This is a genomic window from Mycobacteriales bacterium, from assembly GCA_035550055.1.
In the GTDB taxonomy this organism is placed as follows: domain Bacteria; phylum Actinomycetota; class Actinomycetes; order JAFAQI01; family JAFAQI01; genus DASZTV01.
In genome coordinates this window covers 1-17,144 of sequence record DASZRO010000117.1, presented here as the reverse complement: position 1 = coordinate 17,144, position 17,144 = coordinate 1, and the positions used below count along the sequence as shown (strand labels likewise).

Annotated in this window: 16 protein-coding genes; 15 read left to right on the top strand and 1 reads right to left on the bottom strand. The window is 69.1% G+C overall.

Annotated features, from left to right (window positions below):
* The first annotated feature begins 1 nt into the window (after window position 1).
* The 14 genes from treY (at window position 2) to VG899_16635 (ending at window position 15,143) form a co-directional block, all read left to right on the top strand.
* On the top strand, window positions 2-2,563 hold the full coding sequence (gene treY, locus VG899_16700) for a malto-oligosyltrehalose synthase (protein ID HWA68006.1): 2,562 nt from the start codon (window positions 2-4) through the stop codon (window positions 2,561-2,563).
* 128 nt (window positions 2,564-2,691) lie between these two features.
* Entirely contained in the window at window positions 2,692-3,861 is a 1,170-nt protein-coding gene (locus VG899_16695) for a cellulase family glycosylhydrolase (GenBank protein ID HWA68005.1), read from the top strand.
* Between the two features lie 18 nt (window positions 3,862-3,879).
* Window positions 3,880-4,740 (top strand): enoyl-CoA hydratase-related protein, encoded by an 861-nt coding sequence (locus VG899_16690; GenBank protein ID HWA68004.1) that lies wholly within the window; start codon window positions 3,880-3,882, stop codon window positions 4,738-4,740.
* Window positions 4,741-4,743: 3 nt separating this feature from the next.
* Window positions 4,744-5,649 (top strand): DNA-3-methyladenine glycosylase 2 family protein, encoded by a 906-nt coding sequence (locus VG899_16685; protein ID HWA68003.1) that lies wholly within the window; start codon window positions 4,744-4,746, stop codon window positions 5,647-5,649.
* A gap of 128 nt (window positions 5,650-5,777) precedes the next feature.
* On the top strand, window positions 5,778-6,368 hold the full coding sequence (locus VG899_16680; GenBank protein ID HWA68002.1) for a GrpB family protein: 591 nt from the start codon (window positions 5,778-5,780) through the stop codon (window positions 6,366-6,368).
* A gap of 139 nt (window positions 6,369-6,507) precedes the next feature.
* Complete coding sequence (locus VG899_16675; GenBank protein HWA68001.1) at window positions 6,508-6,762, top strand: DUF6458 family protein; 255 nt, start codon at window positions 6,508-6,510, stop codon at window positions 6,760-6,762.
* A gap of 107 nt (window positions 6,763-6,869) precedes the next feature.
* Window positions 6,870-8,102: an amidohydrolase family protein gene (locus VG899_16670; GenBank protein HWA68000.1), complete on the top strand. Its 1,233-nt coding sequence runs from the start codon at window positions 6,870-6,872 to the stop codon at window positions 8,100-8,102.
* 10 nt (window positions 8,103-8,112) lie between these two features.
* Window positions 8,113-8,895: an acetoacetate decarboxylase family protein gene (locus VG899_16665; GenBank protein HWA67999.1), complete on the top strand. Its 783-nt coding sequence runs from the start codon at window positions 8,113-8,115 to the stop codon at window positions 8,893-8,895.
* A gap of 17 nt (window positions 8,896-8,912) precedes the next feature.
* Window positions 8,913-9,788: an SDR family NAD(P)-dependent oxidoreductase gene (locus VG899_16660; GenBank protein ID HWA67998.1), complete on the top strand. Its 876-nt coding sequence runs from the start codon at window positions 8,913-8,915 to the stop codon at window positions 9,786-9,788.
* 34 nt (window positions 9,789-9,822) lie between these two features.
* Window positions 9,823-11,097: an amidohydrolase family protein gene (locus tag VG899_16655; protein ID HWA67997.1), complete on the top strand. Its 1,275-nt coding sequence runs from the start codon at window positions 9,823-9,825 to the stop codon at window positions 11,095-11,097.
* Window positions 11,098-11,101: 4 nt separating this feature from the next.
* Entirely contained in the window at window positions 11,102-11,737 is a 636-nt protein-coding gene (locus VG899_16650) for a TetR family transcriptional regulator (protein HWA67996.1), read from the top strand.
* Window positions 11,738-11,882: 145 nt separating this feature from the next.
* Window positions 11,883-13,043: a substrate-binding domain-containing protein gene (locus VG899_16645; GenBank protein HWA67995.1), complete on the top strand. Its 1,161-nt coding sequence runs from the start codon at window positions 11,883-11,885 to the stop codon at window positions 13,041-13,043.
* Window positions 13,044-13,047: 4 nt separating this feature from the next.
* Window positions 13,048-13,866 carry an ATP-binding cassette domain-containing protein gene (locus VG899_16640; protein ID HWA67994.1) on the top strand — a complete coding sequence of 273 codons (819 nt, stop codon included), beginning with the start codon at window positions 13,048-13,050 and terminating at the stop codon, window positions 13,864-13,866.
* The gene (locus VG899_16635) at window positions 13,863-15,143 is read left to right on the top strand and encodes an ABC transporter permease (protein ID HWA67993.1); all 1,281 of its coding nucleotides are present in this window, start codon (window positions 13,863-13,865) and stop codon (window positions 15,141-15,143) included. Before VG899_16640 ends, VG899_16635 begins: the two co-directional genes overlap by 4 nt.
* A gap of 15 nt (window positions 15,144-15,158) precedes the next feature.
* On the opposite strand, the gene VG899_16630 is transcribed toward VG899_16635, so the two are convergent.
* Window positions 15,159-16,640 carry an NAD(P)/FAD-dependent oxidoreductase gene (locus VG899_16630; protein HWA67992.1) on the bottom strand — a complete coding sequence of 494 codons (1,482 nt, stop codon included), beginning with the start codon at window positions 16,638-16,640 and terminating at the stop codon, window positions 15,159-15,161.
* 43 nt (window positions 16,641-16,683) lie between these two features.
* Here VG899_16630 and VG899_16625 point away from each other — a divergent pair.
* Window positions 16,684-17,144: SDR family NAD(P)-dependent oxidoreductase (locus VG899_16625; GenBank protein ID HWA67991.1), on the top strand; the 461-nt coding region annotated here is incomplete at its 3' end.

The following is a 17,144-nucleotide window of genomic DNA, read 5'->3' as shown; positions in this document are numbered from 1 at the left end:
CATGACCACGAGCCCCTCTCGTGCGCTCGGCTCGACGTACCGGTTGCAGCTCAACGGTGTCGGGTTCGCGGGCGCGGCGGCAACCGTCCCGTTCCTCGCCGATCTGGGAGTCGAGACGCTCTACGTCTCCCCCATCACCCGAGCGCGCTCCGGCAGCAGCCACGGCTACGACGTCGTCGACCCGACGCAGGTCGACCCGGCGCTGGGCGGTGCCGACGGCCTGGCGGCGTTGCTGCAGACGCTGGACGAGCACGGGATGCGGCTGCTGGTCGACATCGTGCCGAACCACATGGCCGCGACCGTCGAGAACCCGTTGTTCACCGACGTGCTGCGCTACGGCCGGCGCTCGCAGTACGCCTCGTTCTTCGACGTGGCGTGGGAGACGGCGGACAACACGATCGTGCTGCCGATGCTCGACGCGGCCCTTGCCGACGTCCTCGACGCCAACGAGATCCGACTGCGACGAACGTCGGCGGCGGAGTACGTGCTGACGTACCGGGACAACGAGCTGCCGCTCGACCCGACGGGCAACGAGGACATCGTCGCCGAGCTCGCCGCCAGTCGCGGCGACCTCGATGCAGCCGGGCGCCGCCAGCTGGAGCTTGTCCTCGCCGGCCAGCACTACCGGCTGGTCAACTGGCGTGACGCCGCCCGGCTGGTCAACTACCGCCGCTTCTTCGACATCAACGACTTGATCGGCGTGCGGCAAGAGGACGCCCGGGTGTTCGCCGCCACGCACACGCTGGTGTTCGAGCTCGCCCGCGATCCGCGCGTCGCCGGGTTCCGGGTCGACCACATCGACGGGCTGCGCGACCCGGCGGCGTACCTGTCCTCGTTGCGCGCGGGGCTCAACGCCGCCGCGGAAGGCTGGGCCGGTCAGCCCGTGATCGTCGTCGAGAAGATCCTCGAACGCAGCGAGCAGCTGCCGCCCTGGCCGGTGTCAGGGACGACCGGGTACGAGTTCGCGGCCGCGGTCACCGGCCTGTTCGTGCACGAGGCCGGCGCGAGCCGGATCGCCGCGGAGACGGCGACGGTGACCGGCGACAGCCGTACGTTCGGCGAGCGCGCGGTCGACAACAAGCACCTCGTGGCCGGCCAGCTGTTCATCGGGTCGCTCGGCGTCGTGACCCGGCGGCTGAACCGGGCGATCGAGCCCCCTCGGCCGTCGCTCGCCGACACCTCCGTCGCTGTCGAGGAGCTCACCACGAACGTGACGGTCTACCGCACGTACCGGCGTCCGGGCGACCAGCTGTCGAAGGCCGACCGCCACCACCTCGCGGCGGCCGCGGCCGCCGCGGCGCCGGCGTTGACACCGCCGGAGCAGGCTGCGCTCGACCGCGTGCTCGACGTCCTGCGTGGGCCGGTCAACCCGGGCTCGGCCGCCTGGGAAGCGATCGCCTCATGGCAGCAGCTGACCGCCCCGATCGTGGCGAAGGGCGTCGAGGACACCTCGCTCTACGCCGCCGGCGCCGCCCTGGTCGGGGTCGACGTAGGGACCGACCCTGACCGTCCCGCGGTCTCGCCGGCCGAGCTGCACGAGTTCTTCGACCGGCGCGCGCAGAGCTGGCCCGGCAGCCTCAGCGCCGCCTCGACCCACGACAGCAAACGCAGCCAGGACGTCCGCAGCCGGCTCGCCGTGCTCACCGAGATCGCGCCCCAGTGGCTCGCCGCCGTCGAGGAGCTCGAGCACCTCGTGTCTCCCGGCGCCGCTGCGGACGGCGCCACCGACGTACTGCCTGACGCGGCGGACCGCCGCTACGCCTACGAGACGATCGTCGGCGCGTGGCCGGCTGCGGGCGAGCCCGACGCCGAGTTCACCCGACGCGTGCAGGAGCACCTGGTCAAGGCATCGCGCGAGGCGAAGCGGCACAGCAGCTGGCTTGCGCCCGACGCGTCGTACGAAGAAGCGCTCGGCAGCTTCGCCGAGCGGCTGCTCGACGACGACGCAACGCGCAAGGTGCTGTCGGCGGTCGTCTCGGAGGTGATGCGCGCCGGGGTGAGCAACGCGCTCGCGGCAACCGTGCTGCGCGTGGCCGCCCCCGGCGTACCCGACGTCTACCAGGGCGACGACCTCTGGCAGCTGGCGCTCGTCGACCCGGACAACCGGCGCCCGCTCGAGCTCGAACGGCACCGCACCGCTATGGCCGCTCTGGCGACCGCGCGGGTCGGTGACCTGCTCGACGCCTGGCACGACGGCCGCGTCAAGCAGGCGGTCCTGCGAACCGGGCTGCAAGCCCGCCGGGACCACCCGGACCTCTTCGCGACCGGCGACTACCTGGCGCTGGAGGCCACCGGCGAGGCGGCGCAGCACGTCGTGGGCTTCGTGCGACGTCGCGGATCAGAGGTCGCCGTCGCCGTCGTACCGAGGCTCGCCCACTCCGTTGCCGGCCCCGATCGGTTCCCGGTCGGCGGCGCGTGGGGTGACACCCGCATCGCGATCCCCGGTGACTGTGCCGGTACCTACACCGACGTGCTCACCGGCGCTTCGGTCGACCTCGTGACCGGCGCGCCGGTCGCCGAGCTCCTGGCGGCGTTGCCGGTTGCGCTGCTGCTGCGCGCCTGACCTCGTCGCGCGGACTGTCGGATCGCCGACAGCTCGAACGTCGGTTTCTTTTCCCGGCGGACGATGAGAGGTTTGCTGCCCGCACCGACAGCGGACCCCCCGCGCGGTCACCGGGATCGAGGAACCTCATGCCGTTTCGACAGGCGCGTCACGAACAGCTCACCCGCCGGCGGTTGGTCACCGTCGCCGGCCTGCTGGCTCTGTTGGCAGCAGTGGCTGCGCCGGCGGTCCCACGCGCCGCGGCGGCGGCGAGCTTGTCGATCTCGATCAAGGGAAACCACTTCGTCGACGGGACCGGCAAGACGGTCCAGCTCCGCGGCGTCGACGAGATCAGTACGGAGTACTGGTGCACGTTCGGCTTCTCGACCGGCACGCCGCAGTACGCGACCTACACGCTTCCGGCGGAGGCGAAGTACATCGCCAGCTGGCACGCCAACGCGGTCCGGATCCCGCTCAACGAGGACTGCTGGCTCGGCCTGAACGGCGAGCCGGCATGGCAGGGCGACACGGCCGCCGGGTACCGCCAGGCGATCGAAGGGTTCGTGAAGGACGTCAACGCCCAACACATGTACGCCATCCTCGACCTGCACTGGTCGGCCAACGGCTCGACCCAGTCGAAGGCACAGGCACAGCTCGGTGACGACCACTCGGTCGCCTTCTGGAAGTCGGTCGCGGGAGCGTTCAAGAGCGACCACGCCGTGATCTTCGACGCGTTCAACGAACCCGTCTCCCAGCCCGGCGCCCCGATCAGCTGGGCGTGCTGGCGCAACGGCGGCTGCCCGGTCTCGAGCACCTACGGCTCGACCGCTCACACCTACCCGGCGGTCGGCATGCAGGCTCTGGTCAGCGCGATCCGCTCCGCCGGTGCCACCGAGCCGATCATGCTCGGCGGCCTGAACTGGGCCAACGACCTGTCCGGCTGGCTGGCCAACGAGCCGAAGGACACCCTCAGGCCCGCCCAGCTGGCGGCGTCGTACCACAACTACGAAGGATCGAGCTGCGCGACGACGACGTGCTGGAACACCACCATCACCTCCGTCGCGAGCAAGGTCCCGGTCGTCACCGGGGAGTTCGGGCAGTTCGCCTGCCAGACCACGTTCGACACCCAGTGGATGGACTGGGCGGACGCCCACGGCGTCAGCTACCTCGCCTGGGCCTTCGTCGCCAGCGACAAAGGGTCGCCGTCGTGCGGCCAGCCGGGCTACGGACCGGACCTGCTCACCCCGGACCTCAGCAGCCCGCAGGCGCCGAACGGCACCCAGGTCTACAACCACCTCACGAAGTTCCCCAAGCCGTAGCTGGGCGAAGATGGTCCTATGACGGACGAGGCGCTGGTGCTGGTCGACGAGCCGGTCGAGGGCATCCGGCGGATCACGCTCAACCGGCCCGAGAAGCGCAACGCACTGTCGAACTCGCTGCGCCGCCAGCTCTTCGACGCGCTCTACGAGGGGGACGCCGATCCCGCCGTACGCGTCATGATCATCCGCGGTGCCGGACCCTGCTTCTCGGCGGGCTACGACCTGACCCCCAGGAAGGGCGACCCGTTCCCGTGGCACACCGCCGGCGGGGACGGCCAGTGGCCGCGCAACGTGGTCGCCGGCTGGTTCGAGATCTGGGATCTGGGCAAGCCGGTCATCGCCCAGGTCCACGGGTACTGCCTGGCGGGCGGCAGTGAGCTCGCGACCGGCTGTGACGTCGTGTACGTCGCGGAGGACGCGACCATCGGCTATCCGGCGATCCGCACCATGAGCACGGCGGACATGCAGTACCACCCGTGGCTCATGGGGATGCGGGCCGCCATGGAACAGATGCTCACCGGCGACTCGATGACCGGGACCGAGGCGGCGCAGCTGGGATGGGCGACGCGCGCCTTCCCCGCCGACCAGCTCGAAGCGAAGACGCTCGAGATGGCACAGCGGATGGCGAAGATCCCCGCCGACCTCCTTCAGATCAACAAGCGCACGGTCCACCGCGCGATGGACGTCATGGGGATGCGCAGCGCGATCCGCTACGGGTCCGAGCTCACCGCGCTCGGGTTGCACCAGCGCTCGTCGAAGGAGTACCTGCGCGCGATGGTGGAAGGCAAGCTGTCCGACTCGCTCGCGCAGCGCGACAAGCCCTTCAACGACTACGGGCAGGCCGACCGATCCGCTGACCCGGACCGCTCGTCCGACTGACGATTGACCATCTGGCAGCCCGGCTATCCGATCTCGGTCGGCCTCACGCTCTCGGTGCTCCAGCACGGAGCGGCCGACCCGTGTCATCGGCGTGACGGCGACGGCTCGATCTGGCGGACCAGCCGGCTGGCGACCGGGCCGGTCAGCTACCGGATCCGCCAGCGCGGGCTTGCCGCGGTCGAGGCAGGCGCGTGGGGGCCCGGCGCCGACGAGCTGATCGCGACACTGCCGGACCTGCTCGGCAGCCGAGACGATCCCGAGTCCTTCGAGCCTCGCGTCGAGATCGTCCGCGTCGCCCACCGGCGGCTGCGCGGGCTGCGGGTGCCACGCACCGGTCGCGTGCTGGAGTCACTGGTGCCCGCCGTACTCGAACAGCGGATCGTCGGCGTCGACGCCTTTGCGGCGTGGCGCCGGCTGGTCACGAAGTACGGCGGCCCGGCACCGGGACCTGCCCCGGACGGGATGCGGCTGCCACCGACGGCCGAGCAGTGGCAGGACATCCCGACGTGGGAGTGGCACCGCGCGGGTGTCGAGCAGCGCAAGGCGCAGACGATCGCGCTGGCCGCGTCGTACGCCGCGCGATTGGAAGCCGCAGCGCACACCGCCGCGCCGAGCGAGGTCTACCGCATGCTGACCGCGCTTCCCGGGATCGGCGCGTGGACCGCCGCCGAGGTCGGCCACCGCGCCCTGGGAGACGCCGATGCCGCGCCGATCGGTGACTACCACCTGCCGGCGTTGCTCGGCGAGGGGCTCGGTGACGGCACCCCGATACCCCACGAGGAGTGCGAGGCGTTCCTCGAGCCGTGGCGACCGCACCGCTACCGGCTGGTCCGCCTCCTCGAGCTCAGCGGCGTACGGCGAGAACGCCGCGGCCCGCGGATGTCGCGCCTCGACTACCGCGCCATCTGACCCCGCCCGCGGGTTCGAAGTAGCACACAACGTCGCTTCCGAACCGGACATCCGGGCACGTACTCGGCGAATCGCAGCGCGTTGTGTGCTACTTCGAACAAGCGGGGGGGGTCGCATAGCGTCGGGGAGTGGCCACCGCTGAGGACATCACGCGGCATCATGAGCCGGACCCGGCGGAGAACCCCTGGGTCGTCGCGCCCGAGCCCGAAGAGTCCGTCGAGATCGTCGAGTACGACGCCCGCTGGCCGGCCCGCTTCGACCAGCTCGCCGGCGCCGTCCGGCGATGCCTGGGCGAGTGCGTCCTCGAGCTCGAACACGTCGGCTCCACGGCGGTTCCCGGGCTGGCCGCGAAGGACGTCATCGATCTCGACCTGGTCGTCGCCGACCCCTCCGACGAGGCGGCGTACGTCCCCGCACTCGAAGCGGGCGGCTGGCAGCTGCGGGTCCGCGAACCCTCCTGGCACCAACACCGCCTGCTTCGCTTCGCTGAGCCGCGAGCGAACCTGCACGTGTTCGGCCCGGACTGCCCGGAAGTGGTCCGACACCTGATGTTCCGCGACTGGCTGCGCTCCCACCCGGCCGACCGCGAGCAGTACGAGCAGGCGAAGCGGGCCGCCGTGCCGGGCGGCGGCAACGTCATGGACTACAACGCGAGGAAACAGCCCGTCGTGCGCGAGATCTACGACCGCATGTTCCGGGCCGCCGGCCTCCTCGACTAGCGGCCGCGGGGCACGGCGGTCACCTGGGTGACCGCCCGCAGTGTCGCCCGTTCGGCCGGTTTGCTCGGCCGGGAAAAGCCAATAACTCCACTACATCTTCGGCTGCACGGCGCAGCCGTCTGGACAAGGAGTTGAAGTCATGGGTGTCGGCGGCGGTCTGTTCCTAGTAGCGGTCGGTGCGGTGCTCACCTGGGGCGTCAACGCAACGGTGAACGGCATCGACATCCAGACGATCGGCGTGATCCTGATGATCGTCGGCATCGTCGGCGTAGCGCTCGACCTGATCATCTTCATGCCGCGTCGGCGGCGCACCCGGGTCGTCAGCAGTGGCCCCGGATACGGCGCACCCGTTGGCGGCAGCACCGTGATCCAGGACCAGGACACCTACGTCTGAGCGTGACGTGATGGGGGCCCGCTCCCCCGGCTAGAGCGGGTCTGGCGCCCTCCCCGGCGAGCGGTTACTGTAACGCCGTTACAGCAACCTCTTGCCGGGGACTGGGCATGGACAACGAGCGGTATCTGGTCATCTCTGCCGACTGCCACGGCGGCGGCAACATCACCGACTACAAGCCGTTTCTCGCCCGTCGTTGGCACGACGAGTTCGACGCTTGGGCGTCGACGTACGAGATCCCGTATGAGGACATGAAAGGTCCCGACGGGGAACGGAACTGGGACTCCGAGCGCCGCCTCGCCGACCTCGAAGCCGACGGCATCGTCGCCGAGGTCATCTACCCCAACACGGTTCCGCCGTTCTTCCCGAAGGCGAGCCTCGCCGACCAGCCACCGCCCCAGAACGCCGGCGACCTCGCGGCCCGCTGGGCCGGTCTGCAAGCTCACAACCGCTGGCTCGCCGAGTTCTGCGCGAAGGCGCCTGGCCGTCGCGCCGGCGTCGCGCAGATCATGCTGCACAACCTCGACGAGGCGATCGCCGAGATCCACTGGGCCAAGCAGAACGGGCTGACCGGCGGCGTGCTGCTGCCGGGAGCCCCGCCCGGCTCCGGCCTCCCGCCGCTGTTCGACCCCGACTACTACGAGCCGTTGTGGGCGACGTGCGCCGAGCTCGGGATGCCGGTGAACCACCACAGCGGCAGCGCCGCCCCGAACACCGGTGACCGGCCGGAGGACCAGGTCATCCTCATCCTCGAAGTCACCTGGTGGGCCCACCGCGCGTTCACCCACCTGCTGGTGTCCGGCGCCTTCGAGCGACACCCGGACCTGCACCTGGTGCTGACCGAGCAGGGCACGGCGTGGATCCCCGACGAGCTGATGCGCCTGGACTTCTTCTTCGACCGGTTCCGCAACGCGTCGGGCTCGCAGGAGGCCGAGTGGGGGCTGCCGGTCGTCGAGCGGATGAGCCTGAAACCCAGCGAGTACTTCACCCGCCAGGTCAGCGTCGGCTCGTCGTTCATCCGCCCCGACGAAGCACGCATCCGGCACTCGGTCGGCCTCGACAAGATCATGTGGGGCAGCGACTACCCCCACAAAGAAGGCAGCAACCCGTTCACCCTCGAGGCGCTGCGAGCGAGCTTCGCCGGCATCGACCACGACGAGGTCCAGACGATGCTCGGCCTCAACGCCGCTCGGGTCTACGGCTTCGACGTCGACGCCCTCGCGCCGCTCGCCGACAAGTTCGGCCCGCTCGTCACGGCAGTCGACGAGCCGCTCACGCCACACACCCTTCCGGCTGAAGCAGAGAAGTGCCCCGCACTGGTCGGCTTCGGCAAACCTGAATAGGAGTCAGCACATGGCACGAGTCAGGTACGGCGCACGCTCGCTCGACGAGCTCCGCAACCGCGAGGTGGAGGCGACCAAAGTCGACACCTGGGCGACCACGCTGGTCGCGACGTACGAGACCGATCCGGACGCGATCGCGGCCGTGCTGCCGCCGCCGCTGTCGCCACCCGCCGAGCCACTCGTCCGGCTGACCATCGCCACCGTCGACCTCGGGCGCGGCTACCCCGTCTTCGGTGCCGGGACGTTCGCGGTGCACGCCCGCCACGACGACGTCGACGGTGACTACGCGCTGGTCATGCCGATGACGACCGAGCAGGCGGTCGTCGGCGGGCGCGAGACGTTCGGCGAGCCGAAGAAGCTGGCCGAGATCGGACTCGACCGCAACGGCGACGACATTCGCGGCCACTTCACGCGCATGGGTACGACGTTCGTCGAGGTCACCGGCCGCGTCACCGGCGAGGTCGAACCGTCGCCGGAGCGGACCCGCACGAGCTTCTACCTGAAGTTCCTGCCATCGCCGACCGGCAAGGGCTTCGACGGCGACCCGATGCTCGTCTACTGCCGCCGCGCCGAGAAGACGAAGGCGATGTGGAACGTCGACGGCGAGGTCGTGCTTCGTGAGTCGCGGTTCGACCCGGTCGCCGACCTGCCGGTGCGGAAGCTGCGCAGCATCGAGCTGGCGGAACGTTCCAGCGTCCAGACCGGTGAGGTCGTCTCGACCATCCCCGCTGACTGGGTGGCGCCGTACGTGCATCAGCGCTACGACGACCTGTCCCCGGTCGGCTCAGACTGACCGGGCGCGGCTCAACGATGGACACAGACGGCAAGGTTGCGGTCGTCACCGGCGGCGCGGGCGGGATCGGCCGCGCGATGGGAGAGGTCTTCGGCAAGGCCGGCATGAAGGTCGTGCTCGCCGACGTCCAACCGGAGCCGCTCGCCAAGACCGTCTCGGCGCTGGAGGCAGACGGCATCGACGTCATCGGGGTGCCGACGGACGTCTCGATCTTCGACTCGGTGTGTGCGCTTCGCGACGCCGCGATCGCGAAGTACGGCGGCGTCCACGTCGTGTGCAACAACGCGGGCATCGGCGCGGGTGCCGAGGGTCCGATCTGGGAACACGAGCTCCGCGACTGGGAGTGGGCGATCGCCGTCAACATCTGGGGAGTCGTCCACGGCATCAACGCGTTCGTGCCGGCGATGCTCGCAGCGGGTGAGCCCGGCCACATCGTCAACACCTCGAGCGGCAACGGCGGCATCTCCCCGCTGCCGTCGACCCCGCAGTACGCCGCCACCAAGGCCGCCGTCGTGACGATCACCGAGTGTCTGTACGGACAGCTCGCCGACACCGCGCTGTCGGCATCGGTGCTCTTCCCCGGCCCGCACATGTTGCGCACCGGCCTGTTCGAGTCGTGGCGGTCGCGGCCGGACCGCTTCGCGAAGACCCGAGAGCGCAAGACGCCGTACACCACCGTCGAGGCGCTCGAGGAACAGATGCGCGCCGCCGGCGTGCAGATCGCCTACACCGAGCCCACCGAGGTCGCGGCGGCGACCCTCGACGCGGTGCGCAACGACAAGTTCTGGATCCATCCCGACAACCCGCGCACCGACGACGCGCTGCGCCAGCGCACGCAGTCGATCCTCGAGCGCAGCCAACCCGACAACTACCTGCGGGCGGTGCCCGGATGAACGCAGTGCAGAACCGAGTTAGGAGCACCACGCGATGAGCGACGACGTCTACACCGTCATCTCCTCCGACGCGCACGCGGGCCTGCCGACGCCGCAGTACCGCGACTACCTGGAGCAGAAGTACTGGCCGGCGTTCGAGGAGTTCCTCGCCGGGCGTGACCAGGCGGTCGAGGAGATCCACCGGATGGGTACGTCGGACAAGGCGTTCGCCGACAAGTGGTTCGCGGAGAACGAAGAAGGACTCGAAGGCGGCTGGGACGCCGAGCGCCGCAACAAGGAGATGGACAACGACGGCATCACCGCAGAGGTGATCTTCCCCGACGCGGATGCCGTGGAGAGCCGCACCTGCGCCCCGTTCGGGGTCGGTCTCGGGTTGTCCGGCGACACCGATCCGGAGCTCGGTCTCGCCGGTGCGCGCGCCCACAACCGCTGGCTCGCCGAGCTCTGCGCGGACTCCCCCGAGCGACGCAAAGGCGTCGCCCTGGTGCAGATCACCGCTCCGCTCGACGACGTGCTCGCCGAGATCCGCCGCGCCCACGAGTCGGGACTGCGCGCAGTGATGATCCCGGCGATGTGGATGAACCAGGAGCCATATCACTCGCGCCACTACGACCCGGTGTGGGAGCTGTGCCAGGACCTCGAGATGCCGGTGTGCACCCACAGCGGACCGGCCGACAAGGAGTCCTACGGCGACCACCTCGGGATCTACGTGACCGAGGTCGTGTGGTGGCCGGCCCGGCCGATGTGGTTCATGCTCTGGTCCGGCGTGTTCGACCGGTTCCCGCGGTTGAAGTTCGGGGTGACCGAAGCCGGTTGCTGGTGGGTGCCGAACCTGCTGTGGTTCTGGGACCGGCTCTTCCTGGGCCAGAAGGGCGCCGAGAAGCTCTCCTCGATGGGGATCCAGACCCAGCCCAGCGAGCTGTTCGACCGCAACTGCTTCATCGGGTCGTCCAACACGAAACGGCGCGAGATCGGGATGCGCTACGAGATCGGCATCGACAACATGCCGTGGGGCAACGACTTCCCGCACCCCGAAGGCACCTGGCCGCGGTCGCGCGAGTGGCTGGCGAAGACCTACCACGACGTGCCGATCGCTGAGACGCGGCGGATGATCGGCGAGGCGGCCGCCGAGATCTACGGATTCGACCTCGCGTCGCTGCGCCCGCACGCCGAACGCATCAACGTGACCCCTGCCTCGCTCGGGCAGACCGACGACGCGGCCAACGTGGCGCGCTGGGCCGGCCACCGGGAGGTCGGCCGGCACTGGCTGACCGGCCACGAGTTCCCGTTCGCCCCGGTGCCAGGCTGAGCGGATGAGCCAGGCCTCGCGACCAGCCCGTGAGCCGACGCTCAATCGCGAGGTGGTCGTCGAGGCCGCCGTACGCCTCGTCGAGGAGTTCGACCTCGAAGCCCTGACGATGCGCCGACTCGCCGCCGAGCTGGGCACGGCGGTCACCTCCATCTACTGGCACGTCGGCAACCGCGACGCGCTGCTCGACCTGATGGTCTACCGGCTGCTCTCCGACATGGCTGATGTGACGGTCAACGGGCGCAGCCCCCGAGCCCGGATCACGTCGCTGTGCAAACAGTGGCGGCGCAGGCTCTGGGAGCACCCGCACCTGATCGCCGTGGCACACGAGCGCGGGAAGACCGCCGCGATGTTCCAGCCGATGCAGGCGGCGCTGGCGCGTGAGCTCCACGCCGTCGGCCTGCGCGGACGCGCCGCGGCGACCGCGATCAGAACCCTTCAGCTGCACGTCGTGTCGTCGGTGGTGATCGCCCGCACCGCCGAACGCGGGCCGGCAACCGCGGCCACCGACCCCGCCGCCTGGCCCGCGATCACCGACGACCCGGATCTGATCGCCGCCCTGGCCGGGCCGGTCGACTACCAGGGCGCCTTCGACGTGACGCTCGACGCGCTGCTCTACCGGTTCGTTCCTACCGCTTGATGACCAGACCGTTACAGGTTCGTGATCACGCAACGGGTCCGTGCGGGGCACGATGTCCCACAGGCAGCATCTGCCGGGAACTAGGAGGGCAATCTTGCGGGTAACAAGGAAGCACGCGTACGGCGCGGCGCTCTGCGGAGCGGCCATGCTCGTGTCGGCGTGCGGTAGCAGCTCGTCGGGCGGCAACAGCTCGGTGGGAAGCAGCACTGCGCCGTCGACCGGATCGTCGTCGTCGTCGATCAACATCACGGCGTCATCGTTCACACAGGACTTCTCGGCGATGTCGCAGCTGGCCCCGCTCGCCGCGCAGGGCCAGGGCTCGGTCGGCGTCATCCTGCCCGACACGACCACCTCGTCGCGCTACACCGAGTTCGACGCCCCGCTGCTCACCAAGGCCTTCACGATGGCCGGGCTCAACGCGTCGCAGATCTCGATCAAGAACGCGCAGCACAGCGACAGCACGTTCATCTCCGACGCGCAGGCGATGATCACCAACGGTGCCACCGTCTTGCTCATCGACCCTGAGGACCCGGGTACCGGCGAAACCGTCGCCAAGTACGCCGCACAGCACGGCGTAGCGGTCATCGACTACGACCGCATCACGGCCGGCTCGTACTACATCAGCTTCGACAACGTCGAGGTCGGCAAGCTCATCGGTCAGGGCTTCGCATCATGTGCCAAGGACTGGAACGTCACCAGCCCGCAGATCATCGAGATGGCCGGCGACCCGACCGACAACAACGCCACGCTGTTCAAGCAGGGCTACGACTCGGTCATCAAGGCCAACCCGAGCTGGAAGGTCCTCGCGACGCCTCCGGGCACCTGGGACCCGCCGACCGCGCTGACCGAGTTCCAGCAGGCCTACACGGCCCACTCGTCGGCCAACTCGGCGATCATCCCGAACGACGAGAACGCCGCGCCGATCATCCACTACTTGAAGGGCCGCGGCGTCAAGGCCAAGACGTTCCCGATCACCGGTCAGGACGCCACGCTGGACGGCCTGCACAACATCCTCGACGGCTACCAGTGCGGGACGGCGTACAAGCCGATCTTCCTGGAGGCGCAGGCTGCCGCCGCCGTGGCGATGTTCGCCCGTGCCGGCCAGACGCCGCCCTCGGCGCTGGTCAACGGGTCGACCGACAACCCGAACGACAACAACAAGCCGATGCCGTCGGTGCTGTTGACCCCCGAGTGGGTCACCACCGCGAACATGGGTGACACCGTCGTGAAGGACAACTTCGTGACCGCGAAGCAGCTCTGCACGGGCAGCTACGCAGCGGAGTGCACGGCAGCGGGGATCAGCTAGCCGCATGGCGAACGTGCAAGGAGCGGAGGCCCGGTCGAAAGACCGGGCCTCCGGCACGCCGCTGCTGAAGCTCGCCAAGGTCAGCAAGAACTTCGGCCCGGTGCAGGCGCTGACCGACGTGGAGCTCGAGATCTACCCGGGCGAGGTGGTGGCGCTCGTCGGCGACAACGGGGCCGGCAAGTCCACGATGATCAAGACCATCTCCGGAATGTGGTCGCCCGACGGCGGCCAGGTCTTCTGGGAGGGCAAGGAAGTCCACGTCCGCAGTCCGCGCGACGCGGCGGCGCTCGGCATCGCCACGATGTACCAGGACCTCGCGCTCTGCGACAACCTCGACATCGTCCAGAACATGTTTCTCGGCCGGGAGCCGAAGCGGTTCGGGTTCCTCGACGAGACCGCGATGGAGCTCGCCGCACGTAAGACGCTGAGCGACCTCTCCGTCACGACGGTGCGCTCGATCCGGCAGCCGGTGGGCTCGCTGTCCGGCGGTCAGCGCCAGGCGGTCGCGGTCGCCAGAGCCGTCTTGGAGGACGCCAAGCTCGTCATCATGGACGAGCCGACCGCGGCCCTCGGCGTCTCGCAGACCGCGATGGTGCTCAACCTCGTCAAGACCCTCAGCGACTCGGGCGTCGCGGTGCTGATCATCAGCCACAACCTGGTCGACGTGTTCAGCGTCGCGGACCAGATCGCGGTCCTCTACCTCGGCCACCTGGCCGGCACCTACCCGACCTCTCAGCTCGACACCCAGCAGGCGGTCGAGCTCATCACGACCGGCGCACTCCGCGGCTCCACCGGATCGGCCGGAAGGAAGGGCCCGTCATGACCTCAGAGCCTGCGGCGACCGACGTCGCGGCCCAGGCGCCGACCGCAAGCAACGAGCTGGTCGCGGACAGCCTCAGCGAGTACGCCGCCGCCCAGTGGAAGCGCATCAAGGCGGGCGAGAGCGGCGTGCTTCCCGTCGTCGTCGGCCTGATCATCATCGTGATCGCGTTCCAGACCCAGAACTCGAAGTTCCTCACCGCCACGAACCTGAACAACCTGATTCAGCAGTGCGGCGTGTTCGTGTTGCTGGGAATGGCGGAGTCGTTCGCCCTCCTGCTCGGCGAGATCGACCTGTCGACCGGGTTCGTGATGGGCATCGGTGCGACCGTCACCGCCGAGCTCAACGCGGCGCCCCACAACGTGAACTGGTTCCTCGCCGCCCTCGCCGGCCTGGCCGTGTGCGCAGTCTGGGGCACGATCCAGGGTCTGCTGATCTCGCGGCTCGGTCTGCCCTCGTTCGTCGTCACGTTGGCCGGCCTGCTCGGCGGCGAAGGCTTCCTGCTCTATCTCGTGCAGAAGGACAAGCACGCGCCCGGCGGCAGCATCGCGGTGACGAGCAACGTCCTCAACGACATCGACCAGGGCTCGATGTCGAACTCGACCGGCTGGATCGTGATGATCGTCGCGGTCGCCGTGTTCGCGGCTTACGCGCTGTTGCAGCACCGTCGGCGCAGTGCGAGCAGCCTGGTCACGCCGCCGCTGTCGTTGACGGCGCTCAAGGTCGCCGGGGTCGCCGCGGCCGGCGTCGTACTCGTCCTGATCAGCAACCACAACCGCGGGTCGCTGCTGGTCCATCTGTCCGGCGTGCTCTGGATCGTGCCGTTCCTGGCCGTGGTCCTCATCGTCTACACCGTGATGCTCGGCAAGACCCGTTTCGGTCGCTACATGTACGCGATCGGTGGCAATCCCGAAGCGGCGCGCCGCGCCGGCATCCGGGTGAAGAACGTCCGCACGCTGGCGTTCACGCTGTCGAGCTTCACCGCCGGCCTTGCCGGCCTGGTGTACCTGTCGCAGCTCGGCTCGATCGGCAGCGACATCGACGGCGGCAACTACGTGCTCTACGCCGTCGCGGCGGCCGTCATCGGCGGCACGAGCTTGTTCGGCGGTCGCGGCAGGATGAGCTACGCGCTGCTCGGCGGCCTGGTCATCACCACGATCTACAACGGCATGGGCCTGATCCAGATCGGTGCAGCCGGCCAGGACATGGTCATCGCCGTCGTACTGCTCGCCGCGGTCACCGTGGACGCGGTCTCCCACCGCGGCCGGATCGGCCGCTGACCCTCCCGTCGAGCCCTATGTGGTCTTCGTAGACCTCGACGCGGGGTTGCTGAACTGCATCTCGCCGTCGTCGACCTTGGTGTAGCGGAGCTCGAAGAAGTCGATCGCGTAGTTCATCGACAGCCGCCACGGCTGCTCGATGCCCTGCTTCGGCATCTTGTCGAGGGCTCGTAGGACGTAGCCGGAGTTGAAGTCGATGTACGGCGTGTCACTGACCGGCGGGTTGTGCCGCGGCATGAACTGCCGCAACCCCCTCCGCTCGATGTGCTTGATCAACCGCCACATGTAGGCGTAGGTCAGGTCGACCTTCAGCGTCCAGGAGGAGTTCGTGTAGCCGAAGGCGATGGCGTAGTTCGGGACGCCGCTGAGCATGATGCCCTTGTAGGTCACCGTGTTGGCGACGTCGATCTTCTCGCCGTCCACCACGAGCTCGACGCCGCCGAACGGGATCAGGCTCAGTCCCGTCGCGGTCACGACGATGTCAGCCGGCAGCTCCTCGCCCGACTTCAGCCGGATGCCGGTCTCGGTGAACGTCTCGATGTGGTCGGTGACGACCGACACCTTGCCGTCGCGCATCGCCTGGAAGAAGTCACCATCGGGGACCGCACACAACCGTTGCTGCCATGGGTTGTAGGTCGGCGTGAAGTTCGCGTCGATCTCGGCGGGCGACAGTCCCTCGTTCTTCTCCAGCGCCTTGCGCAGCACCCACCTGACCCATTCGGGCTTGCGGCGGCTCATCTGGAAGCTGAACAGCACGCGCAGGACGTTCTTCCAGCGCACGATGCCGTACGCCCAGCTCGCCGGCAGGTGCTTGCGCAGCCGGTTGGCCAGCGCGTCCTCGCCCGGCAACGACACGATGTACGTCGGCGATCGCTGAAGCATCGTGACGTGCTCGGCGGTCTGGGCCATCGCCGGGACGATCGTGATGGCGGTTGCTCCGCTGCCGACCACGACCACGCGCTTGCCCGTGTAGTCGAGGTCCTCGGGCCAGAACTGCGGGTGGATGATCGGCCCGGTGAACCGCTCCTCGCCCGGGAAGTCCGGCCGGTAGCCGTTGTCGTAGTCGTAGTAGCCGGCACAGCAGAACAGGTACCGGCAGGTGTAGGTCGTCACCTCGTCCGTGGCGACGTTGCGGGCCTCGACCGTCCACAGCGCGGTGGCGGTGTCCCACTCTGCGCGCTCCACCTTCGTCCGGTAACGGATGTGGCGCTCGACGTCGCCCTCGCGCGCGGTCTCGCGGACGTAGTCCAGGATTGCCGGACCGTCGGCGATCGCCTTGGCGGCCGTCCACGGCTTGAAGCGATAGCCGAGGGTGTGCATGTCGGAGTCGGAGCGGATGCCCGGGTACTTGAACAGGCTCCACGTCCCGCCGAGCTCTTCACGCTGCTCGAGGATCACGTAGCTCTTGCGCGGGAAGGTCTTCGCGAACTGATAGCCGGTGCCGACGCCGGACAGGCCGGCACCGATGATCAGCAAATCGACATGCTCATCCGCCACGTGGTGGATGATCCCACGGAGCGACTCGATGCGGGGAGGCCTCATGTCCGAGAGCACTGCTGGATCGACGGGCACAGCGCTGGTGACCGGCGCCTCGTCCGGCATCGGCGAGGCGGCCGCGCTCCGGCTGGCAAAGACCGGGTTCACCGTGTACGCCGCAGCCCGGCGCGTGGAGCGAATGTCGGACCTGGCGCAGGCCGGGATCCGGGCGCTGAAGATGGACGTCACGGACGACGCGTCGATGGTCGCCGGCGTTCAGCAGATCGTGGCGGAGACGGGCCGGATCGACGTGCTGGTCAACAACGCCGGGTACGGGTCGTACGGGTCGGTCGAGGACGTGGCCATGACCGAGGCGCGCTACCAGTTCGACGTCAACGTGTTCGGCTTGGCGCGCCTGACGCAGCTCGTGCTGCCCCACATGCGTGAGCAGCGCCGTGGTCGGATCATCAACATCTCTTCGATCGGTGGCCGCATCTACGAGCCGTTCGGCGGCTGGTACCACGC

Coding starts and splice junctions, on each gene's coding strand:
- VG899_16655 (HWA67997.1), top strand. CDS start 9,823: ATGAGCGACGACGTCTACACCGTCATCTCCTCCGACGCGCACGCGGGC.
- VG899_16640 (HWA67994.1), top strand. CDS start 13,048: ATGGCGAACGTGCAAGGAGCGGAGGCCCGGTCGAAAGACCGGGCCTCC.
- VG899_16675 (HWA68001.1), top strand. CDS start 6,508: ATGGGTGTCGGCGGCGGTCTGTTCCTAGTAGCGGTCGGTGCGGTGCTC.
- treY (HWA68006.1), top strand. CDS start 2: ATGACCACGAGCCCCTCTCGTGCGCTCGGCTCGACGTACCGGTTGCAG.
- VG899_16690 (HWA68004.1), top strand. CDS start 3,880: ATGACGGACGAGGCGCTGGTGCTGGTCGACGAGCCGGTCGAGGGCATC.
- VG899_16645 (HWA67995.1), top strand. CDS start 11,883: ATGCTCGTGTCGGCGTGCGGTAGCAGCTCGTCGGGCGGCAACAGCTCG.
- VG899_16695 (HWA68005.1), top strand. CDS start 2,692: ATGCCGTTTCGACAGGCGCGTCACGAACAGCTCACCCGCCGGCGGTTG.
- VG899_16635 (HWA67993.1), top strand. CDS start 13,863: ATGACCTCAGAGCCTGCGGCGACCGACGTCGCGGCCCAGGCGCCGACC.
- VG899_16665 (HWA67999.1), top strand. CDS start 8,113: ATGGCACGAGTCAGGTACGGCGCACGCTCGCTCGACGAGCTCCGCAAC.
- VG899_16670 (HWA68000.1), top strand. CDS start 6,870: ATGGACAACGAGCGGTATCTGGTCATCTCTGCCGACTGCCACGGCGGC.
- VG899_16650 (HWA67996.1), top strand. CDS start 11,102: ATGAGCCAGGCCTCGCGACCAGCCCGTGAGCCGACGCTCAATCGCGAG.
- VG899_16660 (HWA67998.1), top strand. CDS start 8,913: ATGGACACAGACGGCAAGGTTGCGGTCGTCACCGGCGGCGCGGGCGGG.